The organism is Teredinibacter waterburyi, assembly GCF_001922985.1.
In the GTDB taxonomy this organism is placed as follows: Bacteria; Pseudomonadota; Gammaproteobacteria; order Pseudomonadales; family Cellvibrionaceae; genus Teredinibacter; species Teredinibacter waterburyi.
Map to the genome: position 1 here is coordinate 215,824 of NZ_MRUH01000022.1, position 19,013 is coordinate 234,836.

At 49.8% G+C, this 19,013-nt stretch carries 11 protein-coding genes and 1 tRNA gene; 4 read left to right on the forward strand and 8 right to left on the reverse strand.

The annotated features are described in order from the left end of the window. The first annotated feature begins 504 nt into the window (after positions 1–504). Positions 505–1,146 carry a chorismate--pyruvate lyase family protein gene (locus IDZ20_RS03910; RefSeq protein ID WP_188150110.1) on the forward strand — a complete coding sequence of 214 codons (642 nt, stop codon included), beginning with the start codon at positions 505–507 and terminating at the stop codon, positions 1,144–1,146. A gap of 133 nt (positions 1,147–1,279) precedes the next feature. On the opposite strand, the gene IDZ20_RS03915 is transcribed toward IDZ20_RS03910, so the two are convergent. The 4 genes from IDZ20_RS03915 to IDZ20_RS03930 form a co-directional block, all read right to left on the reverse strand. Then, positions 1,280–1,356, reverse strand: a tRNA-Ile gene (locus tag IDZ20_RS03915). 56 nt (positions 1,357–1,412) lie between these two features. Further along, positions 1,413–3,245 (reverse strand): RNA polymerase sigma factor RpoD, encoded by a 1,833-nt coding sequence (rpoD, locus tag IDZ20_RS03920; protein ID WP_188150111.1) that lies wholly within the window; start codon positions 3,243–3,245, stop codon positions 1,413–1,415. Between the two features lie 255 nt (positions 3,246–3,500). Next, positions 3,501–5,552 carry a DNA primase gene (gene dnaG, locus IDZ20_RS03925; RefSeq protein WP_188150112.1) on the reverse strand — a complete coding sequence of 684 codons (2,052 nt, stop codon included), beginning with the start codon at positions 5,550–5,552 and terminating at the stop codon, positions 3,501–3,503. Positions 5,553–5,574: 22 nt separating this feature from the next. Then, complete coding sequence (locus tag IDZ20_RS03930) at positions 5,575–6,174, reverse strand: glutathione S-transferase family protein (RefSeq protein WP_188150113.1); 600 nt, start codon at positions 6,172–6,174, stop codon at positions 5,575–5,577. A gap of 237 nt (positions 6,175–6,411) precedes the next feature. Here IDZ20_RS03930 and IDZ20_RS03935 point away from each other — a divergent pair, with 237 nt between their 5' ends. Next, positions 6,412–7,290: a hypothetical protein gene (locus IDZ20_RS03935; protein WP_188150114.1), complete on the forward strand. Its 879-nt coding sequence runs from the start codon at positions 6,412–6,414 to the stop codon at positions 7,288–7,290. Positions 7,291–7,541: 251 nt separating this feature from the next. Here the strand turns inward: IDZ20_RS03935 and IDZ20_RS03940 are convergent, their stop codons facing one another. Next, a complete protein-coding gene (locus tag IDZ20_RS03940) occupies positions 7,542–10,241 on the reverse strand; it encodes a TonB-dependent receptor plug domain-containing protein (protein WP_188150115.1) in 2,700 nt (899 codons plus the stop codon). A gap of 373 nt (positions 10,242–10,614) precedes the next feature. After that, a complete protein-coding gene (gnd, locus tag IDZ20_RS03945; protein ID WP_188150116.1) occupies positions 10,615–12,069 on the reverse strand; it encodes a decarboxylating NADP(+)-dependent phosphogluconate dehydrogenase in 1,455 nt (484 codons plus the stop codon). Positions 12,070–12,624: 555 nt separating this feature from the next. Here gnd and IDZ20_RS03950 point away from each other — a divergent pair. After that, complete coding sequence (locus IDZ20_RS03950; RefSeq protein WP_188150117.1) at positions 12,625–15,699, forward strand: phosphorylase b kinase regulatory subunit alpha/beta; 3,075 nt, start codon at positions 12,625–12,627, stop codon at positions 15,697–15,699. 74 nt (positions 15,700–15,773) lie between these two features. Here IDZ20_RS03950 and IDZ20_RS03955 read toward each other — a convergent pair whose 3' ends face one another. Together IDZ20_RS03955 and IDZ20_RS03960 are read right to left on the reverse strand one after the other, a co-directional pair. Next, the gene (locus IDZ20_RS03955; protein WP_188150118.1) at positions 15,774–16,760 is read right to left on the reverse strand and encodes a serine/threonine protein kinase; all 987 of its coding nucleotides are present in this window, start codon (positions 16,758–16,760) and stop codon (positions 15,774–15,776) included. A gap of 29 nt (positions 16,761–16,789) precedes the next feature. After that, positions 16,790–17,557, reverse strand: coding sequence for a ComFC family protein (locus IDZ20_RS03960; RefSeq protein ID WP_188150119.1), 768 nt, complete (start codon positions 17,555–17,557; stop codon positions 16,790–16,792). Positions 17,558–17,853: 296 nt separating this feature from the next. Here IDZ20_RS03960 and bioB point away from each other — a divergent pair, with 296 nt between their 5' ends. Beyond that, positions 17,854–18,900 (forward strand): biotin synthase BioB, encoded by a 1,047-nt coding sequence (gene bioB / locus IDZ20_RS03965; RefSeq protein ID WP_188150257.1) that lies wholly within the window; start codon positions 17,854–17,856, stop codon positions 18,898–18,900. Positions 18,901–19,013 lie beyond the last annotated feature (113 nt).

Below are 19,013 nucleotides of genomic sequence, written 5' to 3' on the forward strand. Positions count from 1 at the left end.
GCTATTTCAATTTCGGAGCAACAATAGATTGTTGTTCCGCGTTGCAATATACGCCATCGACTTTTTTATTACATCCAGAATGTATTCTGAGTTTGTGAAAAATTGTGAACCTTCGTCGCTGCATTTTTTTGTGTATAGATTACGGCAATAAATCATGGCGGCTATCGGTTTTGAAATTGCTGCTAAGGTGTGGGTTGTTGATATTTATATGGGTTAAAAGTATTAGTGCGTGCAAATAGCCGGGGAGTGCTCGCAGAATAGGTAAGCGCGACGTTGATTTTTTGTTACTCTAGTAACTGTACTTTTCGCAAAGTAAAAGCTCTATCGGTTCTGGTTCCAATCTTGCTTTGACTGTACGGGTTATCCAATTTTTATCCCGCAGATCTTGGGCAGGCAGCTAGCTAATATCGTCCGGGCGGTTCGACGCAGGCTGTTCACGACTATAGTGTTGTGGGTGTGAATTTTAGGGTATAAATTAAAAATCTAATTGAAAAGGATCTCGATATGTTGCACCACTATTATGATTGTTGCGAGGATTCGCCCTTCTTTGGGGCCTTCAGAAGTCAGGGGTATTTGTCTGATGCCGTTATCCCTTGGGCAGATCGGGACGCTATTCAGATGGAGGCGTTGCCGCCACTATTGAGAACTCTATTGGTTACTGATGGCACTGTAACAAAATCGTTAGAGGCATACTTTTGGGAGCCGGTAAAGGTCGATACTATTCGCCTTACTACCGTTAAAACGGATAGCGCCGTAAATTGGTTAGACGTAGGGCAAGGCGAAAATGTGTTGCTTCGCGAGGTGCATTTGCGGGGCGAAGAGTCGGGGCGTATTTATGCATCCGCATTTTCTATCGTGCGCCTCTCCGCACTGCCGGATGATATCCGATCGTCTTTAGAAAGCGGTACGATCGGTATTGGCGTTCTTATTCGCGATAGTGGAATCGAAAGCTATCGAGAGATTCTCGATATTGGTGGAAGCTGCCGGCAAATGATGACTCAGCAAGAGGATGCTGTACCGCCTTACCCAGACGTAGATTTGGTTTCTCGTACCTACCGGATAATTGTAGACCACAAGCCGGTAATTTTAATTACTGAGAGCTTCCCGCTAGTTCACTTTCAAGAAACGAAGAATGTAACTTATTGATAAGTGCGGCATAAAAAAGTGAAAGGGGTTTGGTGTATACGGTATTTTGAGGTGGGCTTGGTGTGTTTAAGCCCTCGGAGACTATTGTAAATACGGTGGAAGCTATTTAGCGCTACGATATGTATGTTGAAAATGGTGGGCCTTCCCAGACTTGAACTGGGGACCTGCCGATTATGAGTCGGATGCTCTAACCAACTGAGCTAAAGGCCCTTTGAGACGTAAAACGCGGCGCATTATAGTGCGCCGCTGCAGATAAAACTAGTCGTTTAGTCGTCCAAAAAGCCACGTAGGTGGTCGGAGCGGCTGGGGTGACGTAGCTTGCGCAAAGCCTTGGCTTCGATTTGTCGGATACGCTCTCGGGTTACATCGAATTGTTTACCAACTTCCTCGAGGGTGTGGTCGGTGTTCATCTCGATACCGAAACGCATGCGTAATACTTTGGCTTCACGAGCGGTAAGGCCCGCGAGTACAGACTTAGTCGCTTCTTGTAAGCCTTGAGACGTCGCACTCTCTACCGGTGAGGTAATAGAGATATCTTCAATAAAATCGCCAAGATGTGAATCTTCATCGTCGCCGATAGGCGTTTCCATGGAGATTGGCTCTTTGGCAATCTTTAATACTTTGCGAACCTTGTCTTCAGGCATTTCCATACGCTTGCCGAGTTCTTCTGGAGTGGGTTCGCGGCCCATTTCCTGAAGCATTTGACGAGAAATACGGTTGAGCTTGTTGATGGTTTCGATCATGTGCACCGGAATACGAATGGTGCGTGCCTGATCGGCAATCGAGCGGGTAATGGCCTGACGAATCCACCAAGTAGCGTAGGTTGAGAATTTGTAGCCGCGACGGTATTCGAACTTGTCGACCGCTTTCATCAAGCCGATGTTGCCTTCCTGAATAAGGTCGAGGAACTGCAGGCCGCGGTTGGTGTATTTTTTTGCAATTGAAATCACCAGACGCAGGTTGGCTTCTACCATTTCTTTTTTCGCGCGACGGGCACGAGCTTCGCCGATTGACATGCGGCGATTAATTTCTTTAATGGTAGAAAGGTCTAGGCCGGTCTCTTCCTGAATGTGGTTCAGTTTTCGTTGAGAGCGCAGAATATCGGAATCAACGCTGCGCAATGAGTCTGAATAGTCGCGCTTTTTCTTGATAATGTCAGGAATCCAGGCTTCGTGAATTTCGTTGCCGGGGAATTCTTTAACAAATGTTTTGCGCGGCATGCCACCAACGCGAACACAGAGGCGCATACACTCGCGCTCTTCTGCGCGAACGCGGGCGAGAATATCGCGCACATAATTGTAGAGTGGGTCGAATTGACGTGGCGGCAGCTTGAAGTATTTGAACACTTCGCCCAAGGCTTCCAGCTCTTTGCCAGCAGTTTTGCTGTCGCGACCAAAGCGTTTGATCGTTCTGTTGGTTTTTTCTAGCTGAGCGCGCAATGCTTCGAAGCGTTCTCGGGCGTATTCTGGATCGATACCGCCTTCGTTTTCATCTTCTTCATCTTCATCATCATCGTCGTCTTTATCTTTGTCGTCTGCAGCTGGTCGAGCGACAACAGGAGCTGCGGGCGTGACGTCGTCAGCAGGGTCGAGCCAGCCGCTAATAACGTCGGTGAGTCGACGCTCCTCTTTCTCGACTAGGTCGTATTCGTCCATCAGCTTTTGCACCGAATTTGGCCATAAAGCCACGGCGTGCATTAGCTCGCGCAAACCCTCTTCAATACGCTTAGCAATGGCGATTTCGCCTTCGCGGGTTAGCAGCTCGACGGTACCCATTTCACGCATGTACATGCGTACGGGGTCGGTGGTTCGGCCTGCTTCGGTTTCCACTGCGGCAAGAGCTGCGGCAGCTTCGGCGGCAGCAATTTCGTCTGCGGAACCTTCGCTATCAGTCATCAGAAGTTCATCAGCATCTGGAGCGACTTCGTATACCCGAATTCCCATGTCGTTGATCATCTGAATGATGTCTTCAACTTGATCGGGATCGGAGATGTCGTCCGGAAGGTGATCGTTTACTTCGTCGTAGGTGAGATAGCCTTGTTCTCGGCCTCGGTTAATCAACTCTTTGATTCGAGACTGTTTTTGGGCCTGTTCGCTCATTAATATTCCTGCGGAAAGATAGAGAGTGGGTGGTATTTGGAAAGCCGGCGATTATAGCGGTATATGGGTTCGCTCGCCATAGAATCAACCCCAGATGATCAGTATTCACGTGATTTGGGGTCTTTAATTTCGACTTCGGCTACTGTTGCTGCAGTTTAGACGCTGTTTCGAGTGTTTGCCCGAGTTAGCCTGTTTGACTGGCTGCAAGCTGTTAAGTTCGGTCGATTCAATAAGAACGGCGGTAGGTGGCCGCTTTTAGTGCTTGCGAATGAGTTCGCGATACAGGTCTTTTTCCGCGTCGCTGAGGTTAGCCAAGCCTTTTGCTTGTAGCTCGGCAAAGCTGAGTTTGTGCTGTTGCTGCTGGATTAACCGATTAATTTTGGCAAAGGCATCGCGAATGACGGCCTGCGGTTCGGTGGCGGCCACCGCCGCGTCGAGGGTGAGTTCGTGGCTGGCGAGGAGTTTCGCAAGTTCTTGCTGTGACTCTAGGCCGTAAGTCCCGCCCCAGTGGCCGAGCAGGTTGTTAAAGTTGCTGTCGGGGCGTTTTTCGAGGTAGTCGATAAGGTTGTAGAGGCGGGCTAGGTCGGGCTCAGGCCCCTCCTTTGATAGTGGGCGCTCACCAACACTCTTTAGTAGCTGCGGATTATCAAGTAGCAGCAGGGTTGCCGCACGCACCGGATTAAGGCTTATGCTGGAACGTTTGGCTGCTGGAACGCTGTCGTCAGGGCGACGTTGCTGAAACTGGCTGCCAAGTTCGTGTAGTGGTAATTCGTTTGCTTGGGCGGCGAATTGCTCGCTGTAGTAATCGGCCAGGTGGTCGGCTTGTGGATCAACATCGGGCTCGCTGATATCTGGGTATGTGTCTTTTGGCGTCACGCCGTCCTCTGAGCGGTTTGGCGTTTCGGGGGCGGCCTTGTTGGCTGTGGTGCTAGGGCTTGAATTCGTTGTCGGAACGCCTAGCAGTTGGCTACTGTGGCTTTGTTTGGGGGCGGAAGTGGGGAGTACTAAGGCCTCCTGTGTCAGCTCCATCAACACTGTTCCACTAAGTCCAGTACGCTTTGCGAGGTTGGTGAACATTAACTCACGGTAAATGCCGGAGGGCAGAAGGTTGAGCATGGGCGCGGCGATTTTACTGAATCGAGCGCGGCCATCCATACTGTTGATATCGATACCTTCTGCGGCGACTTCGAAGACAAAGTCTTCCAATGGAACGCCATTTTTAATCTGAGCAAGGAAGCGTTCGGCGCCAATCTGGCGAACCAATGTGTCGGGGTCTTGTCCCTCTGCTAAGAACAAAAAGCGTATTTGGCGGCCGTCTTCCATTGAAGTAAGTGCCGCCATTAGGGCGCGTTTGGCGGCGGTGCGACCGGCGTTGTCGCCGTCAAAACAAAAGACAATTTCTTGCGTGTGCTTGAAGGCCAGACGTAGATGTTCTTCTCCGCAGGCGGTGCCAAGTGTCGCGACGGCATTGCGAATGTCGTATTGCGCGAGTGCAATAACATCCATGTAGCCTTCTACGATAAGAATACGTTCGAGAGCGCGGTTTGCTTGACGGGCCTGATACAGACCATAGAGCTCGCGGCCTTTCTGAAAGACTGGGGTTTCCGGCGAATTTAAATATTTTGGTTTGCTGTCGTCGAGAACGCGGCCGCCAAAGCCGATCACGCGGCCACGGTTGTCTAGAATCGGGAACATAATCCGCTCGCGAAACCGGTCGTAGCGGCGGTGGTCTTCGTCGCGTTCAATCAGCATACCGCTTTCGGTCAGGTATTCTTGGTCCGCCTCGGTTTGGCCGAGTGCCTTGAGCAGGTTGTCCCAACCGGGTGGCGCGTAACCTACGCCAAAGTCGCGGGCAATTGCACCGCTTAGGCCACGATTTTGGAGGTAGCGTACCGGGCGCTGTTTTTGGGGGTGGCTTTTTAGTTGGGTTTGATAAAAGGTGCTCGCTTTGTCGAGAATGGCGTAGAGGTTTTTCTGCCGCGATTCTTGGACGTAGTTAGTACGCGACTCTTCTCTGGGCACCTGCAAGCCGGCTAGCTTCGCGAGGTTTTCCACCGCGTCGACAAAGCTCGAGCGGTCGTACTCCATAACAAAGCCGATGGCGTTGCCAGAAGCGCCGCAACCAAAGCAGTAGTAGAACTGTTTGTCGGGGCTAACCGTAAACGATGGGGTCTTTTCGTCGTGAAAGGGGCAGCAGGCGCTGTAGTTTTTGCCCGCTTTTTTCAGTTTTACACGGGGGTCTACCACCTCGACAATATCGAGGCGGTTGAGTAGATCATCTATAAAGGTTTGCGGGATTCTGCTCATGCAGTGCTAATCATACCGAGCTTTAGGCCTGCGGTGCAGTTTCCTTTACCCAAGCTTTGTTTTCTAGGGTGCTGTACCACTCGGCTAGTGCTGGGTTCCAGTTGCGCCATTGGTAGTGGTCGAGGCGAAAGTCTAGGTATCCCAAGGCGGCGACCATAGCAATGGTGGCGATGTTGGGCTTTTTGGCGCTACCGATCATCTCCATATTGATGTGCTTGATGCCGGTTGCTAGGGCTGTTTTCCAGCGGCTCAACCAATAATCGGATTGTTCTGTTTCACGGCGATTTTCCATCACGGTATTTACCGCAGCTTCAATCAGGCCGTTGGCGAGGGCGTGGGCCGCCAATACGTCGTAGTAGTAGTCTTCTTTGCCGCAATAGAGGCTGTCGTTACCTGCCACTACGTAGAGCTCGTCCAGGTATTCGCATATCAGGGTGCTGTCGCACAGGGTGAGATCTGCATCTACCAAGGCCGGAATTTTGCCCAGCGGGTTTAGCTTGCGCAGTTCTTCGCTTTCAAAGTTGGTTTTCACCAGCTCAATGTTTGCCAGTTGCTTGGTGATGCGCAGCAGCATCATAACTTTACGAGCGGCGGGGGAGGTGGTGCTATAAAACAATTGCATGATTAAGGCTCCTTGGGAGGGTTCGCGCTGGGTCTAGCTCGGAGCGACTTTATCAGCCTGCTGAGCACGGGGTATTTTAGGCGGGGAGTTTGCCACAGCAGGGCTGGCTAGTGCTATCAGTTGTAGGCGTCAATTGTGACATTATTCGATACTAATGGCTGAAGGCATCTGAAATAATGCCTGGCACCATAACAACATCAACCTGTGCGATCTAACCATCCTAATTTGAGGCTGTGAATGAACAACAGAAAACTGTACAGACTAGTAGCCGTTGCTGCGGCTATGATCACCCCAACGACCGTGTTGGCCTTAGATAAAAAGCCAACCAATGAGGCGATTCTCGCCGAGGTCGCAATGGGCTATTCACGCATATCAATGCCAGCGCGGCTGGATTCTGTAGTAACGGTGCCAAGTTATACCTATTCGGCGCAGTCATCCCACGGTAGCTCGTATTTGGCCGGTTCATATTCAACGACCTTGGCGGAAGAGGGTGTGGTGCAAGGCGATGCCGCTGGGTCACTTAAAAACACCGATATGGAAGTTATGTTGGGTTATCGTTCCTCAAGTAATATGAATTGGTATGCGGGCTACAAAAAGGGCGAGACGGCGGTGGACTATATTGGTCGCGATGATGCTGCGGCCAGAATTGGCAGTGAGAGTTTTAACAAGTCTGGCTATTTTGCGGGCTTGGGTTACAGCATGAATATGGGAGCGCTAGGTGTTTTAACCTTGAGTGTTGAGTACAACAAGCTGGATACCGACAACCGTTTTATCTCGCTAGCAGCGACCTGTGAAGGTGATGCCTGCACCGATACAGATGGTGACACGACAGCCGGCGATACTACAACGGAGGATACAACCACCGAAGATACCGTTACTGATACTGCAGTTGAAAGTACTACAGGAAACTTTTCCGATCTGGTCGGCGATTATGAAGGTAAAGCGGATGGTTTAAACTACGGCGTTAGCTGGCAAATTCCGCTCGCAAAAAATCTCGCGTTTAACACAACCTTTAAAATAAGAAACTACGACGAAACAATAGAATCTGAAGGGGTTGTGTATAGCGCGAGCCAAAAGCAAAGTATCTTTAATGTTGGTGTCTTGTGGGCATTTTAAATATTGGCTTTAATTTTTACTGTGCTTAAAAGGTTATTAACCATAAAGGCCTAGTCGCAAAACGAATGAAAACGAGCTGTTAAAAACGTTGTTGATTGCTAGGCAATAAAAAAGGCGAACCCTTAAATAAGGTTCGCCTTTTTTATTTTGGTGTTTTACGTTGATATTTAATGTCAGGGATCGACTACCTTTAGCACATTAAATTAGTCGATCCCCGAACGGCAAGGGCCATTAACTGGCCGAATAAAACACTACAGTTTTAATGTGTATTCCAAGTAAAACACACGGCCTGTGGCATCGTAAAGATCGTAATGAGTTTCATCGAACTTACCATTACGGTCTAACACGGGGTCTTCATTGGTGATGTTGCGTCCGCCGAGTTTGATCGTGCCGTATTGTGACGCGTCATAGCTGTAAGACAGGTTCATGGTGGTCCAGCTGTCGAGTTTTTCGCTGGTGGTCACACGTTTAGTACCTTGAGTTGCATCAGCCGGGTCAACAAACTCGATGGTATCTTGCAGGCCTGAACCGCCAACATAGTCGATAATAAAATCAACGCGGTTCTGACCCAAGCTCCAGTTTAAAGCCAATTGCGCTTTGGTTTTTGGCTGCAGGTTAAACCCCTTGGTTTCCTGCGTGGGGCCGCCAACATAAATGGGCTGCTTGTAGCTTAGGGATTGGGTTAACAAGAGGTTTGAACCCAGGTGGCCGTATTTGGTATCCATACTCGCATCAAGTTGCATATCCAAACCGCTGGCTTCGAGCGTACCCTCGTTCATATAGCGGCTGTAAACAATCGGCTTGCCTCCTGAGCGGTCAACATAGGTGCCGGGTGTTTGGCTGAAGTCAAAGCCAGCAATTTCAGCGTCGAAAACATCCTGCGTTTGCGGCTGGCTGATTTTATCGTCGATGGTAATTAACCAGTAGCTTAGGTCGAGGGTAATATTTGAGTTGGCCTCCCAATTCATACCCATACTGAACGATTCCGATGTTTCTGCATCGAGATCTTTGCTGGTTTCGAAGTAGGTATCGTATTGCGAGCTACCACAGTCTTCAGGTGCAATATCGTTTAGCGAGCAGCCAAGTTGGTCGGACGCGGATTCTGCCGAGAAGGAGGCGGGGCCGTAAAGCTCATCTAGGCCGGGTGCGCGGAAGCCCTGACCAATTCTAGAACGCAGGACGATATCGTCTGTCACCACCCAACTAACACTGAGGGTTGGCGATACCGATGTGCCGTAGTCGCTGTAGGAGTCGTAACGTAATGCAGCATTAACTTCGACGCCCTCGGTAACCGGTAATAAGATTTCGCTAAACAGTGCTAGGATTTCGCGATCGCCTGTGGAGGAGTTGCCCGAGCTACCGCCAACAAAGCCGGTTTCGGAGGCGCGGTCGTATTTGTTTTGGTACGTCATGGAAATGTTTTCTACACCGGTAACGACAATAGCTTCGCCAGCGCCGAGTAGGTCGCCAACACCAAATTGCAGTTGGCCATAGCTCTTAAACATTTTGGTGTAGTTGTCTTGGGTTGTGGTGGCACTCATGGCGCCAGCACCCTCTTCCGAGAAGGGGTCGATACCCTGTGACATTACATAGTCCAAGCCGGGATACGAGAGGTAGTAATAGCCGTATTCTTTTACATCGTACTGGCTGTTTTGTAAGTACACGTCGTAACTAATATTTTCGTTAATATCGCCTTTTAATCCCATAGAGACATCAAACTGGGTGTCGGTAACATAGTTATCGCGCGGGCCTATGTTGGTCCAGCGATAGTAGCCGGTGAGTTCGTAGTCTTCGGTAATAGTACCGGCATCGAGTAGCGCATCAATATCGAAGGGAACATCGGGGTAGTCGGCGGGCATATCGTCCCAGCTCGCCGCAGGTGGAGCAAAACGACCAAATGACTCAACGCGCGAGGCGATGGAGGTCATGTAAAAATCCATGTTGTCGTTAATCTGGTAATCAACATTTACATAGGTGCTGAGCTTGTCGAGCTCAGCCTTGTTGGCCGAAACATCGGCATAGCCATACATACAATAGGTATTTTCGTTAAGGTCGGAAGGTGCTAGCCAATCGATATCGGCATCGACCACGCCGAGAAAACCGTTGCCCTCTTGGCAACTGGTGGCGGCTTGAATGCGATCATACTCGGTGTTTGGATCCCAAATAGCGATGGATGCACCGTAAATAGAATAGCCATCGGTGTCGACATAAGCATCGATAACACCATCGCCCTCGGTGTCTCTTGTCCAGGGAGCTGTGTACTCACGGTCGCGGTCCCAAATTGGATCTCGGTGGCTGCTTTCAATAGCAAAAGTCACGTTGCCTTTGTCGCCGTCAATGCCGCCAACAAGGCTTAAGGAGTGTTCAGAGCCGTCGTCATTACTGCGGTCGCCGTAGCGTGCGCTAAACTCGATGCCGTCAACGTTTTTACGCATCATCATATTGACCACACCGGCTACGGCGTCTGAACCGTAAACGGCGGAGGCGCCATCAGCGAGTATGTCGACGCGCTCTACAGCCGCCATAGGGATCATGTTAACGTTGATTACTGCGGCGCCAAGGTTGGGGGAGCCAACCATGCGGCGACCGTCGATGGTTACTAGGGTACGTTCGTCGCCAAGGCCACGTAAATTTATCGTGGCGTTAGACTGTGCCGAGCTGCCGGAGCGCTCGCTGAAAGAGCCGTAGGAGTTGAGTGGAGAACTTCGCAGTACATCGGCAACCATCAGGCTGCCCAGCGCGTCTATTTCGGTCCTGTCGATACCGACTACTTGTGAACCCTGCTGGAATTCGGATCGCTTAATGTGCGACCCAGTAACGACCATTTCTTCAAGCTTATCGGAATTGCCGTCGTCGTCCTGAGCGAAACTATGTGGTGCTAGTAAACTGGAACTGGCTAAACCCAATAGGGCTGCCCTAACGGCAAGTGACAGGTGGTTTTGTTTTCTCATTGATGCGTTCTCCGTAGATTCGCTAAAGTAATTCTGACTTCACACGCTATGGTGAACCTAGTACGAAACCCTTTCTTTGAACTGGAGTAGGTTTAATGAAAATCGCATAGGTGTATGACACGTAAAATTACAAAATAGCGGTGATATTACGGTGCGATTAAAATAACCGCACCGAGATTGTGCGCAAGCCGATATGATTTATATCTTAATGCACACATTATCTTGATTCCTGCAAATTAAACGCCAGCTCTTATATGGCTGAATTGTTGATACCGGTATTGGCCGAGAAAGACAAGTACAGATGAAAATTGATGAATAAAAAAACCCGCATTAGGCGGGCTTTTCGAGACTTACTTGAACCGGTTTTAAGCGCTTACGCGTTGTAGGTGGAGGAGGAGGTGTCTCCGCCGCGGCCGGTCCAGTTGGTATGGAAAAACTCACCGCGTGGTTTGTCGGTACGCTCGTAGGTATGGGCTCCAAAGAAATCGCGCTGTGCTTGAAGTAGGTTGGCGGGTAGGCGCGCGGTGCGGTAACCGTCGAAGTACGACAAGGCCGAAGTAAGCGTAGGCGCTGGAATACCGTTAATAGTGGCTGCGGCTACAACACGACGCCAACCCGCTTGTGCGGCTTCAACTCGCTGCTGGAAGTAAGGGTCTAGCAACAGGTTCTTAAGCGCTGGGTTGTTATCGAAGGCTTCTTTGATATTGCCAAGGAACGCCGAGCGAATAATACAGCCGCCACGCCACATAAGGGCGATACCGCCATTGTTGAGCTCCCAGCCATACTCGTTAGCCGCTTCACGCATCAACACGTAACCCTGTGCGTAGGAGACGATTTTGGCTGCGAAAAGTGCGTTGCGCAGGTCTTCGATAAAGGCTTTCTTGTCGCCGTCGAAACTAGGGGTTGGGCCGCTAATCACTTTGGACGCTTCGACACGCTCTTCTTTTTGCGCTGATAAACAGCGGGCAAATACAGCTTCGCCAATCAAGGTTAATGGCACGCCCATTTCTAATGCGGCAACACCAGTCCACTTGCCTGTGCCTTTTTGACCCGCAGTGTCCAAGATTTTGTCGACCAGCGGAGCGCCGTCTTCATCTTTGGTTTTTAAAATGTCGCGGGTGATTTCGGTGAGATAGCTGTCTAGCTCGCCTTCATTCCACTCGGCGAAAACCTCATGCATGTCGTCGGCACTCATGCCCAACAGATCTTTCATCACCTGATAGGCTTCACAGATAAGCTGCATGTCGCCGTACTCAATGCCGTTGTGAACCATTTTTACAAAATGGCCTGCGCCATTTTCGCCAACCCAATCGCAGCAAGGGGTGCCGTCGTCTACTTTGGCGGAAATGCCTTGGAAAATAGGCTTAACGGATTCCCAAGCGGCTTTTGATCCGCCCGGCATAATCGAAGGGCCTGTTAGTGCGCCTTCTTCACCACCGGATACGCCTGCACCAACGAAGAGCAAACCCTTGCTTTCGCAGAGTTCTACGCGTCGATTTGTGTCAGGGAAATGGGTGTTGCCGCCATCAATAATGATGTCGCCCTTGTCTAGGTGCGGGATCAATTGTTCAATAAACGAATCGACGGGCGCGCCAGCTTTAACCATCAACATAATTTTGCGGGGTTTTGCGAGACTCTTGACTAGCTCTTCTACTGAGTGAGCACCGCGGATGCTTTTACCTGCAGCGCGACCCGCCATAAAGGCGTCAACTTTTTCGGTGGAGCGATTGTAGGCGGTCACAGTGTAACCCTTGCTCGCCATGTTAAGAATTAGGTTTTCGCCCATTACGGCAAGGCCTACTAGGCCGATATCAGAGAGTTCTTTCATAGGTAAAATCATTATCTATTGAAGGTTACAAGGGATTGAGCGGTCATTTTCTTTAGGCGTTACAGCGAGCGTTACACAAAGGTGATAGAGCCGCTTCTGCCCAGAATGCGAAGTTTTCGCGAAAATTTGCATTGTTTTCGGCGATATTGACGAAAAGTCGCTCTTTTTGGATTGGTTTGGCTGCAAATTCGGGGAGCAACTTTACCACTTCGGGGGACGGGAATAAAATTTTTTTGTGACGCGACCCTCTGTGCGCTTGCAATTAAAGTGTTTGCAAGCAAAATGCACACGGATAATAGTGGGTCGAACTTTACACTGTTGACTGGGGGATTGAGCCGCGTTATAGCGTTAATTTTGTGTGTTTCTAGGCCGAATCTAAATGCGCTGTAAATGATGCGCTAGAATGACCTCTATTAATCCAGTTGGCGCGAACTCTGCTTGTAGACATCGGCTATATTGGCTACCAAACTACCTATACTGCCAAGCCGCTAGCCACAAAGGTGTAAAGCGCTTGTGCTGTACTTCTTTTGTTATCTCTTCGATTGACGGAAATCTATGCCTAAAAATCAGATGTTGGAAAAAATTTACCGCGAGGTAAAACTGGTCATTCTTTCTCGTCAACACCCGGTAACGGGGTTGCTTCCCGCCAGTACCGCGGTCAATAACCACGGCGACTACACCGACGCATGGGTGCGCGATAACGTCTATTCGATTATCGCGCCATGGGCTTTGTGTTTGGCATTTAAGCGCTCTGGTGATGCTATTCGTGGCGATGAGTTGGAGCAGGCGACGATCAAGTTAATGCGCGGTTTGTTGCAATCGATGATGCGCCAAGCGGACAAGGTGGAAACCTTCAAGCATACTCTCGATCCTGCGGATTCATTGCACGCTAAATACGACACGGCTACGGGGCTTACGGTCGTTGCCGATGATGCATGGGGGCACCTGCAGCTGGATGCTACCTCGCTTTTTTTGCTGATGTTGGCGCAGATGTCGGCATCGGGTTTACGGATCATTCTAACCTACGATGAAGTCGACTTTGTTCAAAACCTCACCTATTACATTGCCAGCGCCTATCGCACCGCCGACTACGGCATTTGGGAGCGCGGCAACAAAATCAATAATGGTAAGCCAGAAATTAACGCCAGCTCATTGGGTATGGCGAAGGCGGCCCTGCAGGCGTTAGATGGGTTTAACTTGTTTGGCCCCAATGCTTCGGAGCGGGCGATCGTACATACAGTTACCGATGCAATTTCGCTCGCCCGTATTAGTTTGGGGTCTTTGTTGCCGCGCGAGTCTTTGTCTAAAGAGGTCGATAGCGCACTTTTGAGCGTGATTGGGTTTCCGGCATTTGCCGTCGGCAACGAAGAGCTGGTAAATGAAACGCGCGATCAGATCTTAAAAAAACTGGGTGGTAACTACGGATTAAAACGCTTCCTTTGGGATGGTCACCAAACCGAGTTGGAAGATCATAATCGTTTGCACTACGAACATTCTGAACTGGCAGGCTTTGAGCATATAGAATCTGAATGGCCGCTATTTTATTGTTATCTTTATATCAACGCATTGTTTCGCGGCAATCCCGCTACGGCGAAACACTACCGTAAAAAAATCGAACGTCTTATGGTCGAGCGCGATGGGGTTAGCTTGATTCCAGAGCTTTTCTATTTAGAGCGTGAACATATCGCCGAAGAAAAGCGCAACCCGCGTTCGCAGCCACGCGTACCGAACGAAAACCTGCCATTAGTTTGGGCGCAGAGCCTCTACTACACAGCATTGCTAATCGACGAAGGCTTTATTGATGCGGCCAACTTGGATCGCGTTAAGTTGCGCCAGCGAACGACAAAGTTTAATCGCTCGCAAGTGGCGCTAGTGGTGTTGGCGGAAAGTGACCAAGTAAAGCAGAAGCTTGCCGCGAACGGTGTTATTGCTGAGTCGATAGGGGATATTTTCCCGTTGAAGGTTATCTCCGCGCCGCATTTGGTTGAAGCCTATGCAAAGGTTGGCGCTAACCAAGCGCTTGGTTTGTCTGGCCGGCCACGTCGACGTTTACAAAGCCTCGCGACGTCGCAAACTTACAAAATTAACGGTAATCGTTTTCTGTGCCTGTCTTGGATTCAAAGTGGAGCCGAAGATTATCGAATGCACGATGCGCGCTTAGTTAGTCGCTTAGTAAAAAAAGAAATCGACCATATTCGCAAGCATTGGCTTAATCGTGATGTCGCGGTCTTTACCTTTATGATGACCGACAAACTTTGCGAGTCGGCAGATGCGAAGGTGCTCTATAACTGTTTGCGTAATTATCAGTTGCGAACAGAAGATGAAAATATTGGTTACGCGTCGGCAAATCTTGCCTATTTAGCGTCGCGTGAAAATAGATTGTTTGCACCGGATATTTGTATTACGCCTATCCAAGAGGAAGAGCGACGGGAGCTGGCGGACACAAGTGAGTGGGATGAATTTGCAGCCAACTTTATTAAAGCGCTTGGTAAAAGCGAGATGGAGAATTGCGCTGCCTTAAGTGACATAGCAACAAAGTACCCGCTTAAATATCCGATTAGCGCAAAAAATTCACATCTATCAATGAAACACTTGTTCGAGCAAGTTTATGAGTTTGGTTACGTTCAGGGGCAATGGCGTTTAGCGCGCTTGGCATTTGTGCTTTTAGGGCGGGGTCATACAGATTTAGCCGATTATCTCTCGGTGTTGTCGGCTGGCCACTTCACTATAATTGTGGGAGCTGATAAAAATCACGAGTTTGGTTTGCCGGGACACCTTTCCAATCAGCAAATTGTGGAAACCTTGAGAGAAGCAAGTTCGAGTGGTGTCGAGTTGTGTTTGCTGCAGGAAATATTTGAAGCCGTGGGTGTATTGCATCGCACCAAGCCTCGTGTGTTTGAAGGCTTGCGGTCGATACATTTACACAATTTATTGCGCTTGTGCGGGAAGCATGCCGCACCGAAGACTGATGCCGATTTGATCGAAGCTGTTTCTGTCATAGGCCCTGATGCTATTTTGGAGGCGATCGAAAATATTCTAACGTCACAGCGTAGTATATTCTCCATGCAAAAGCGCAAGCAGTTTTCGATTGCAGATAGCGCCCTGCGACGCGGTAGCGGCGATGGTGATGATGCAATTGATATCGATTGGTTTGAGTGGCGCTCTGAGCGGGGGGTAGTGCTAAGCTTGGAGCGTGAGTTTTTGGAGAAAATTTGGCAGAGCCTCGGTCATGCAAATTATTTGATTATTGGCGATGCTAGTAATCAGCAGTGTGTGATTGACTGCGCGTTGGTTCGTAGTTCGATGACCTCGGGCGAAGAAATTTTTGCGCGCTTGGTGGACGATTCTCTATCACATATTCATCCACCCTACTTTAAAAGCGCAGTTGTAGAAGCCTTGCTGGCATTTACTTTGTTTTGCGATGCCTACCCGAAGGTTATGTTTACGGCGGCGCTAAACTTAGGCGATATTGTAGAGCGAGCAGCCAAAGAGTTTTGCGCAAAGGAAAAGAACGAGACACCAGGGCTGCGTAATATTGATCAGTTTCTGGAGGAGGCTCCCGACGTGTTGGCGCAATTTTATGCCGAAGTTTACCGAGAGCTCGCCGAGGCTGAATTGCCAGCTGCATAGGTGTGCAAGCTGAAGCGCCAAAGCCGAGTCATTCTCCGTAGGAGAGCGTTATTGCCGCGATACTTGGTATGCGGCTAATAACTTTTTCCTGTTAGCGTTGGTTGATCTAGCGCGAACATTTGTTCGCGCAGTTCTTGAATGTGTTCAGACCAATAGCGTTCGCTGTTAAACCAAGGAAAGGCTAGAGGGAAGGCTGGGTCGTGCCAGCGTCGCGCCAGCCATGCGGCATAGTGCATCAAGCGTAGCGTGCGCAAGGTTTCTATTAATACCAATTCGCTGTAATTAAATTCGCAAAACTCTTCATAACCCTCAAGAATCGTCTCTAGCTGAATATTACGTTGGTTAGCTTCGCCGGAAATCAGCATCCAAATATCCTGTACAGCCGGACCATTGCGAGCATCATCTAGGTCAACGATATAAAGCGAGTCTGGTCGCTCCAAAATATTGCCTGGGTGACAGTCGCCATGCAAACGAATGCTTTCGTAGCTGGCGTTCGTCAGAATTTCTTGCATTTTTTCGATCAGATGTTCAGTTAGCGAGCTATAGGCCTCGATAAGATTTTTCGGAATGAATTCTTGCTTTAATAAATAGGTACGACTGTCGATTCCATAGCTTTGTAAATCTACCGCTGGGCGGTGTACAAAGGGGGTTATTTTTCCGACGTTATGAATTCGGCCAATACACTGGCCTAAGCGATATAGGGTGTCTAGGTCGCTTAGCTCTGGCGCTTGGCCGCCGCGTCTTGGGTAGAGCGAAAATCGGTGCTCGCCGTAGGTGAACAAGGTTTCGCCCTCGGCATTGCTGTTCGGAGGAATGACCGGAATCTCCAGTTCTGCCAAGGCTAACGAAAATGCGTGTTCTTCACGTATTTGCGCTTCGCTCCAACGGTTTGGGCGGTAAAACTTAGCGATTAGTGGGTCGCCGCCTTCTATGCCAAATTGATAGACGCGGTTCTCATAGCTATTGAGTGGGAAAACTCTTAAATCCGACAGGTAGCCGTGGCTCTCAATCGCATCGATCACAAAATCGGGCGTTAGATTTTCAAAGGGCGTGTCGGTCATTGAGTCATACTCGCGTTGGGCGTTGCAGTCTATCTGTCTTTAGGAGTGCGAGCTAGTGCGAACACCGTAACGCTTGCCGCACCAGCAGCGATAAGTTGTGAGCTAATCGCTTCTACAGTTGCTCCAGTGGTAATAACGTCGTCGACCAAGCCGACATGCACGCCGCTAAGTGTCTCCGTAGTGGTGAATACGCCGCGAATATCGCGTAAGCGTTGCGCTCGTGAAAGCTGTTGCTGATGGGCGCGTGGCCGCGGTTTACTAAGCGCATGAATAACCGGAATCTGCAATTTTTGCGACAGTTGTGCCGTTATAACCGCGGCCTGATTGTAGCCGCGGCGGCGCTGGTCACGCCAGTAGAGCGGCACGGGAACGAGTAGGTCGAGCGCGCCAATTTGGGCTATTTCTAGGCGGATTTTCTCGGCGAGGAAGTCTGCCAAAAAGTGGCCTACAGAGGGGGTGTTGCGGTGTTTAAGTCTATTTATTAGGTGGCTAATCGTGGCATTGTATTCGAAGGCGCAAATAGCGCGCTCAAAACTCGGTGACCGAGTTAAGCATTCTCCACATAGAACTCCATTCACCAGAGGTAGGTCGCAACGCTGACAGCTGTTAGTGTTTAGCGGGAGTTCTTCGATACAGGGGCTACACAAAAGCGCACTGGCCGAAGCGCCGCAGAGCAGGCAGTGGTTGTGTAGCAGCAGGTTGGCTAAGCTGGTTTTGAGTTGGCCTAGTTTGCGCGAGTGTCGCTCATGCGATGTCGCGCGGCTAAGTGCGTAGCTAAGTTCTCGATGCCAATCCATAGGCTTTGTGTCTCTTTTAGTCCTTAACATCCATTGTTAATCTTCCTTTGCCGCTAGTTTGTAGCTGAAATCGGCGAGGAAAATAAGTGTACCAGCGGTGCTTTCTAAGGGCGACTCATTCGAGACTTGGTAGCGTCATTGAGGAGGGAAGGCGCTCAGTTCGAAAATTGCGGCTTGTTGTCTAGAGTAGTAAACCTTAAAATCTCAACTTGGTTGACAACTTTACCCGATGCAGAGGATTTTCAATGATAGGTGCTCCAGCCACAACAGCTAACGCCGCTACTTCTACAGGCTCAATGTCAGGCGCAATCCGCAACGACTGGACTCGCGCAGAGGTAGAAGCGCTGTTTTCACAACCGTTCAACGATTTACTCTTTCAGGCGCAAACTCTGCATCGTCAGTACTTTAATCCCAATGAGGTACAAGTCAGTACCCTGTGCTCGATTAAAACCGGTGCCTGCCCAGAAGACTGCGCCTATTGCCCGCAGAGCGCTCGCTACGATACCGGTTTAGAGCGCGAAAAACTGATGGCTGTCGATAAGGTGATTGAAGAGGCTAAGGCGGCCAAAGCCAGCGGCGCTACCCGTTTTTGTATGGGAGCGGCTTGGCGTTCGCCAAAAGGCAAAGATATGCCTTATGTCACCCATATGGTGAAGGGCGTTAAAGCGCTTGGTATGGAGACCTGCATGACCTTGGGGATGCTCGATGTTGAGCAGGCTCAGGATCTAAAAGCGGCTGGGTTGGACTATTACAATCACAACCTCGACACCTCGCCAGAGTTCTATGGCGACATCATTACGACTCGCACCTACCAAGACCGACTCACGACCCTTGCTAATGTTCGCGCGGCGGGCATGAAGGTCTGTTGCGGCGGTATTGTTGGTATGGGGGAAGAAGAGAGTGATCGCGCTGGACTTTTATTGCAGCTGGCCAATATGGCTGAGCATCCTGAGTCAGTGCCCATCAATATGCTGGTACGTGTTGAAGGCACGCCGCTGGCCGATCAAGCGGAGCTGGATCCATTCGACTTTATTCGCACCGTTGCCGTCGCGCGTATTCTTATGCCGGCTTCCCACGTTCGGTTATCCGCAGGCCGTGAAGAGATGAATGATCAGATGCAAGCGCTGGCATTTTTGGCTGGCGCTAATTCGATTTTTTATGGCGAAAAGTTGTTGACCACACCCAACCCAGAAGCTAACAAAGATATGCAGCTTTTTCAGCGTTTAGGTATCAAGCCCGAGTCTCACGAAGTGCACGAAACTGAGCAGGAGCAAACCGAAGCGCTATTGGAAAAGGTGACTGAAGCGCAACTAGACTCGGTGTTCTATAACGCCGCTAGTTAAGCTTTCTTGCGACCGATTAGCTAACGTACTAAATTTGTTTGGATGCTATCGTCTATACCGCTTGAGTGTTGTTATTTTGCGTGGCAGGAATCGCGTTAAATACTGGCTCGACT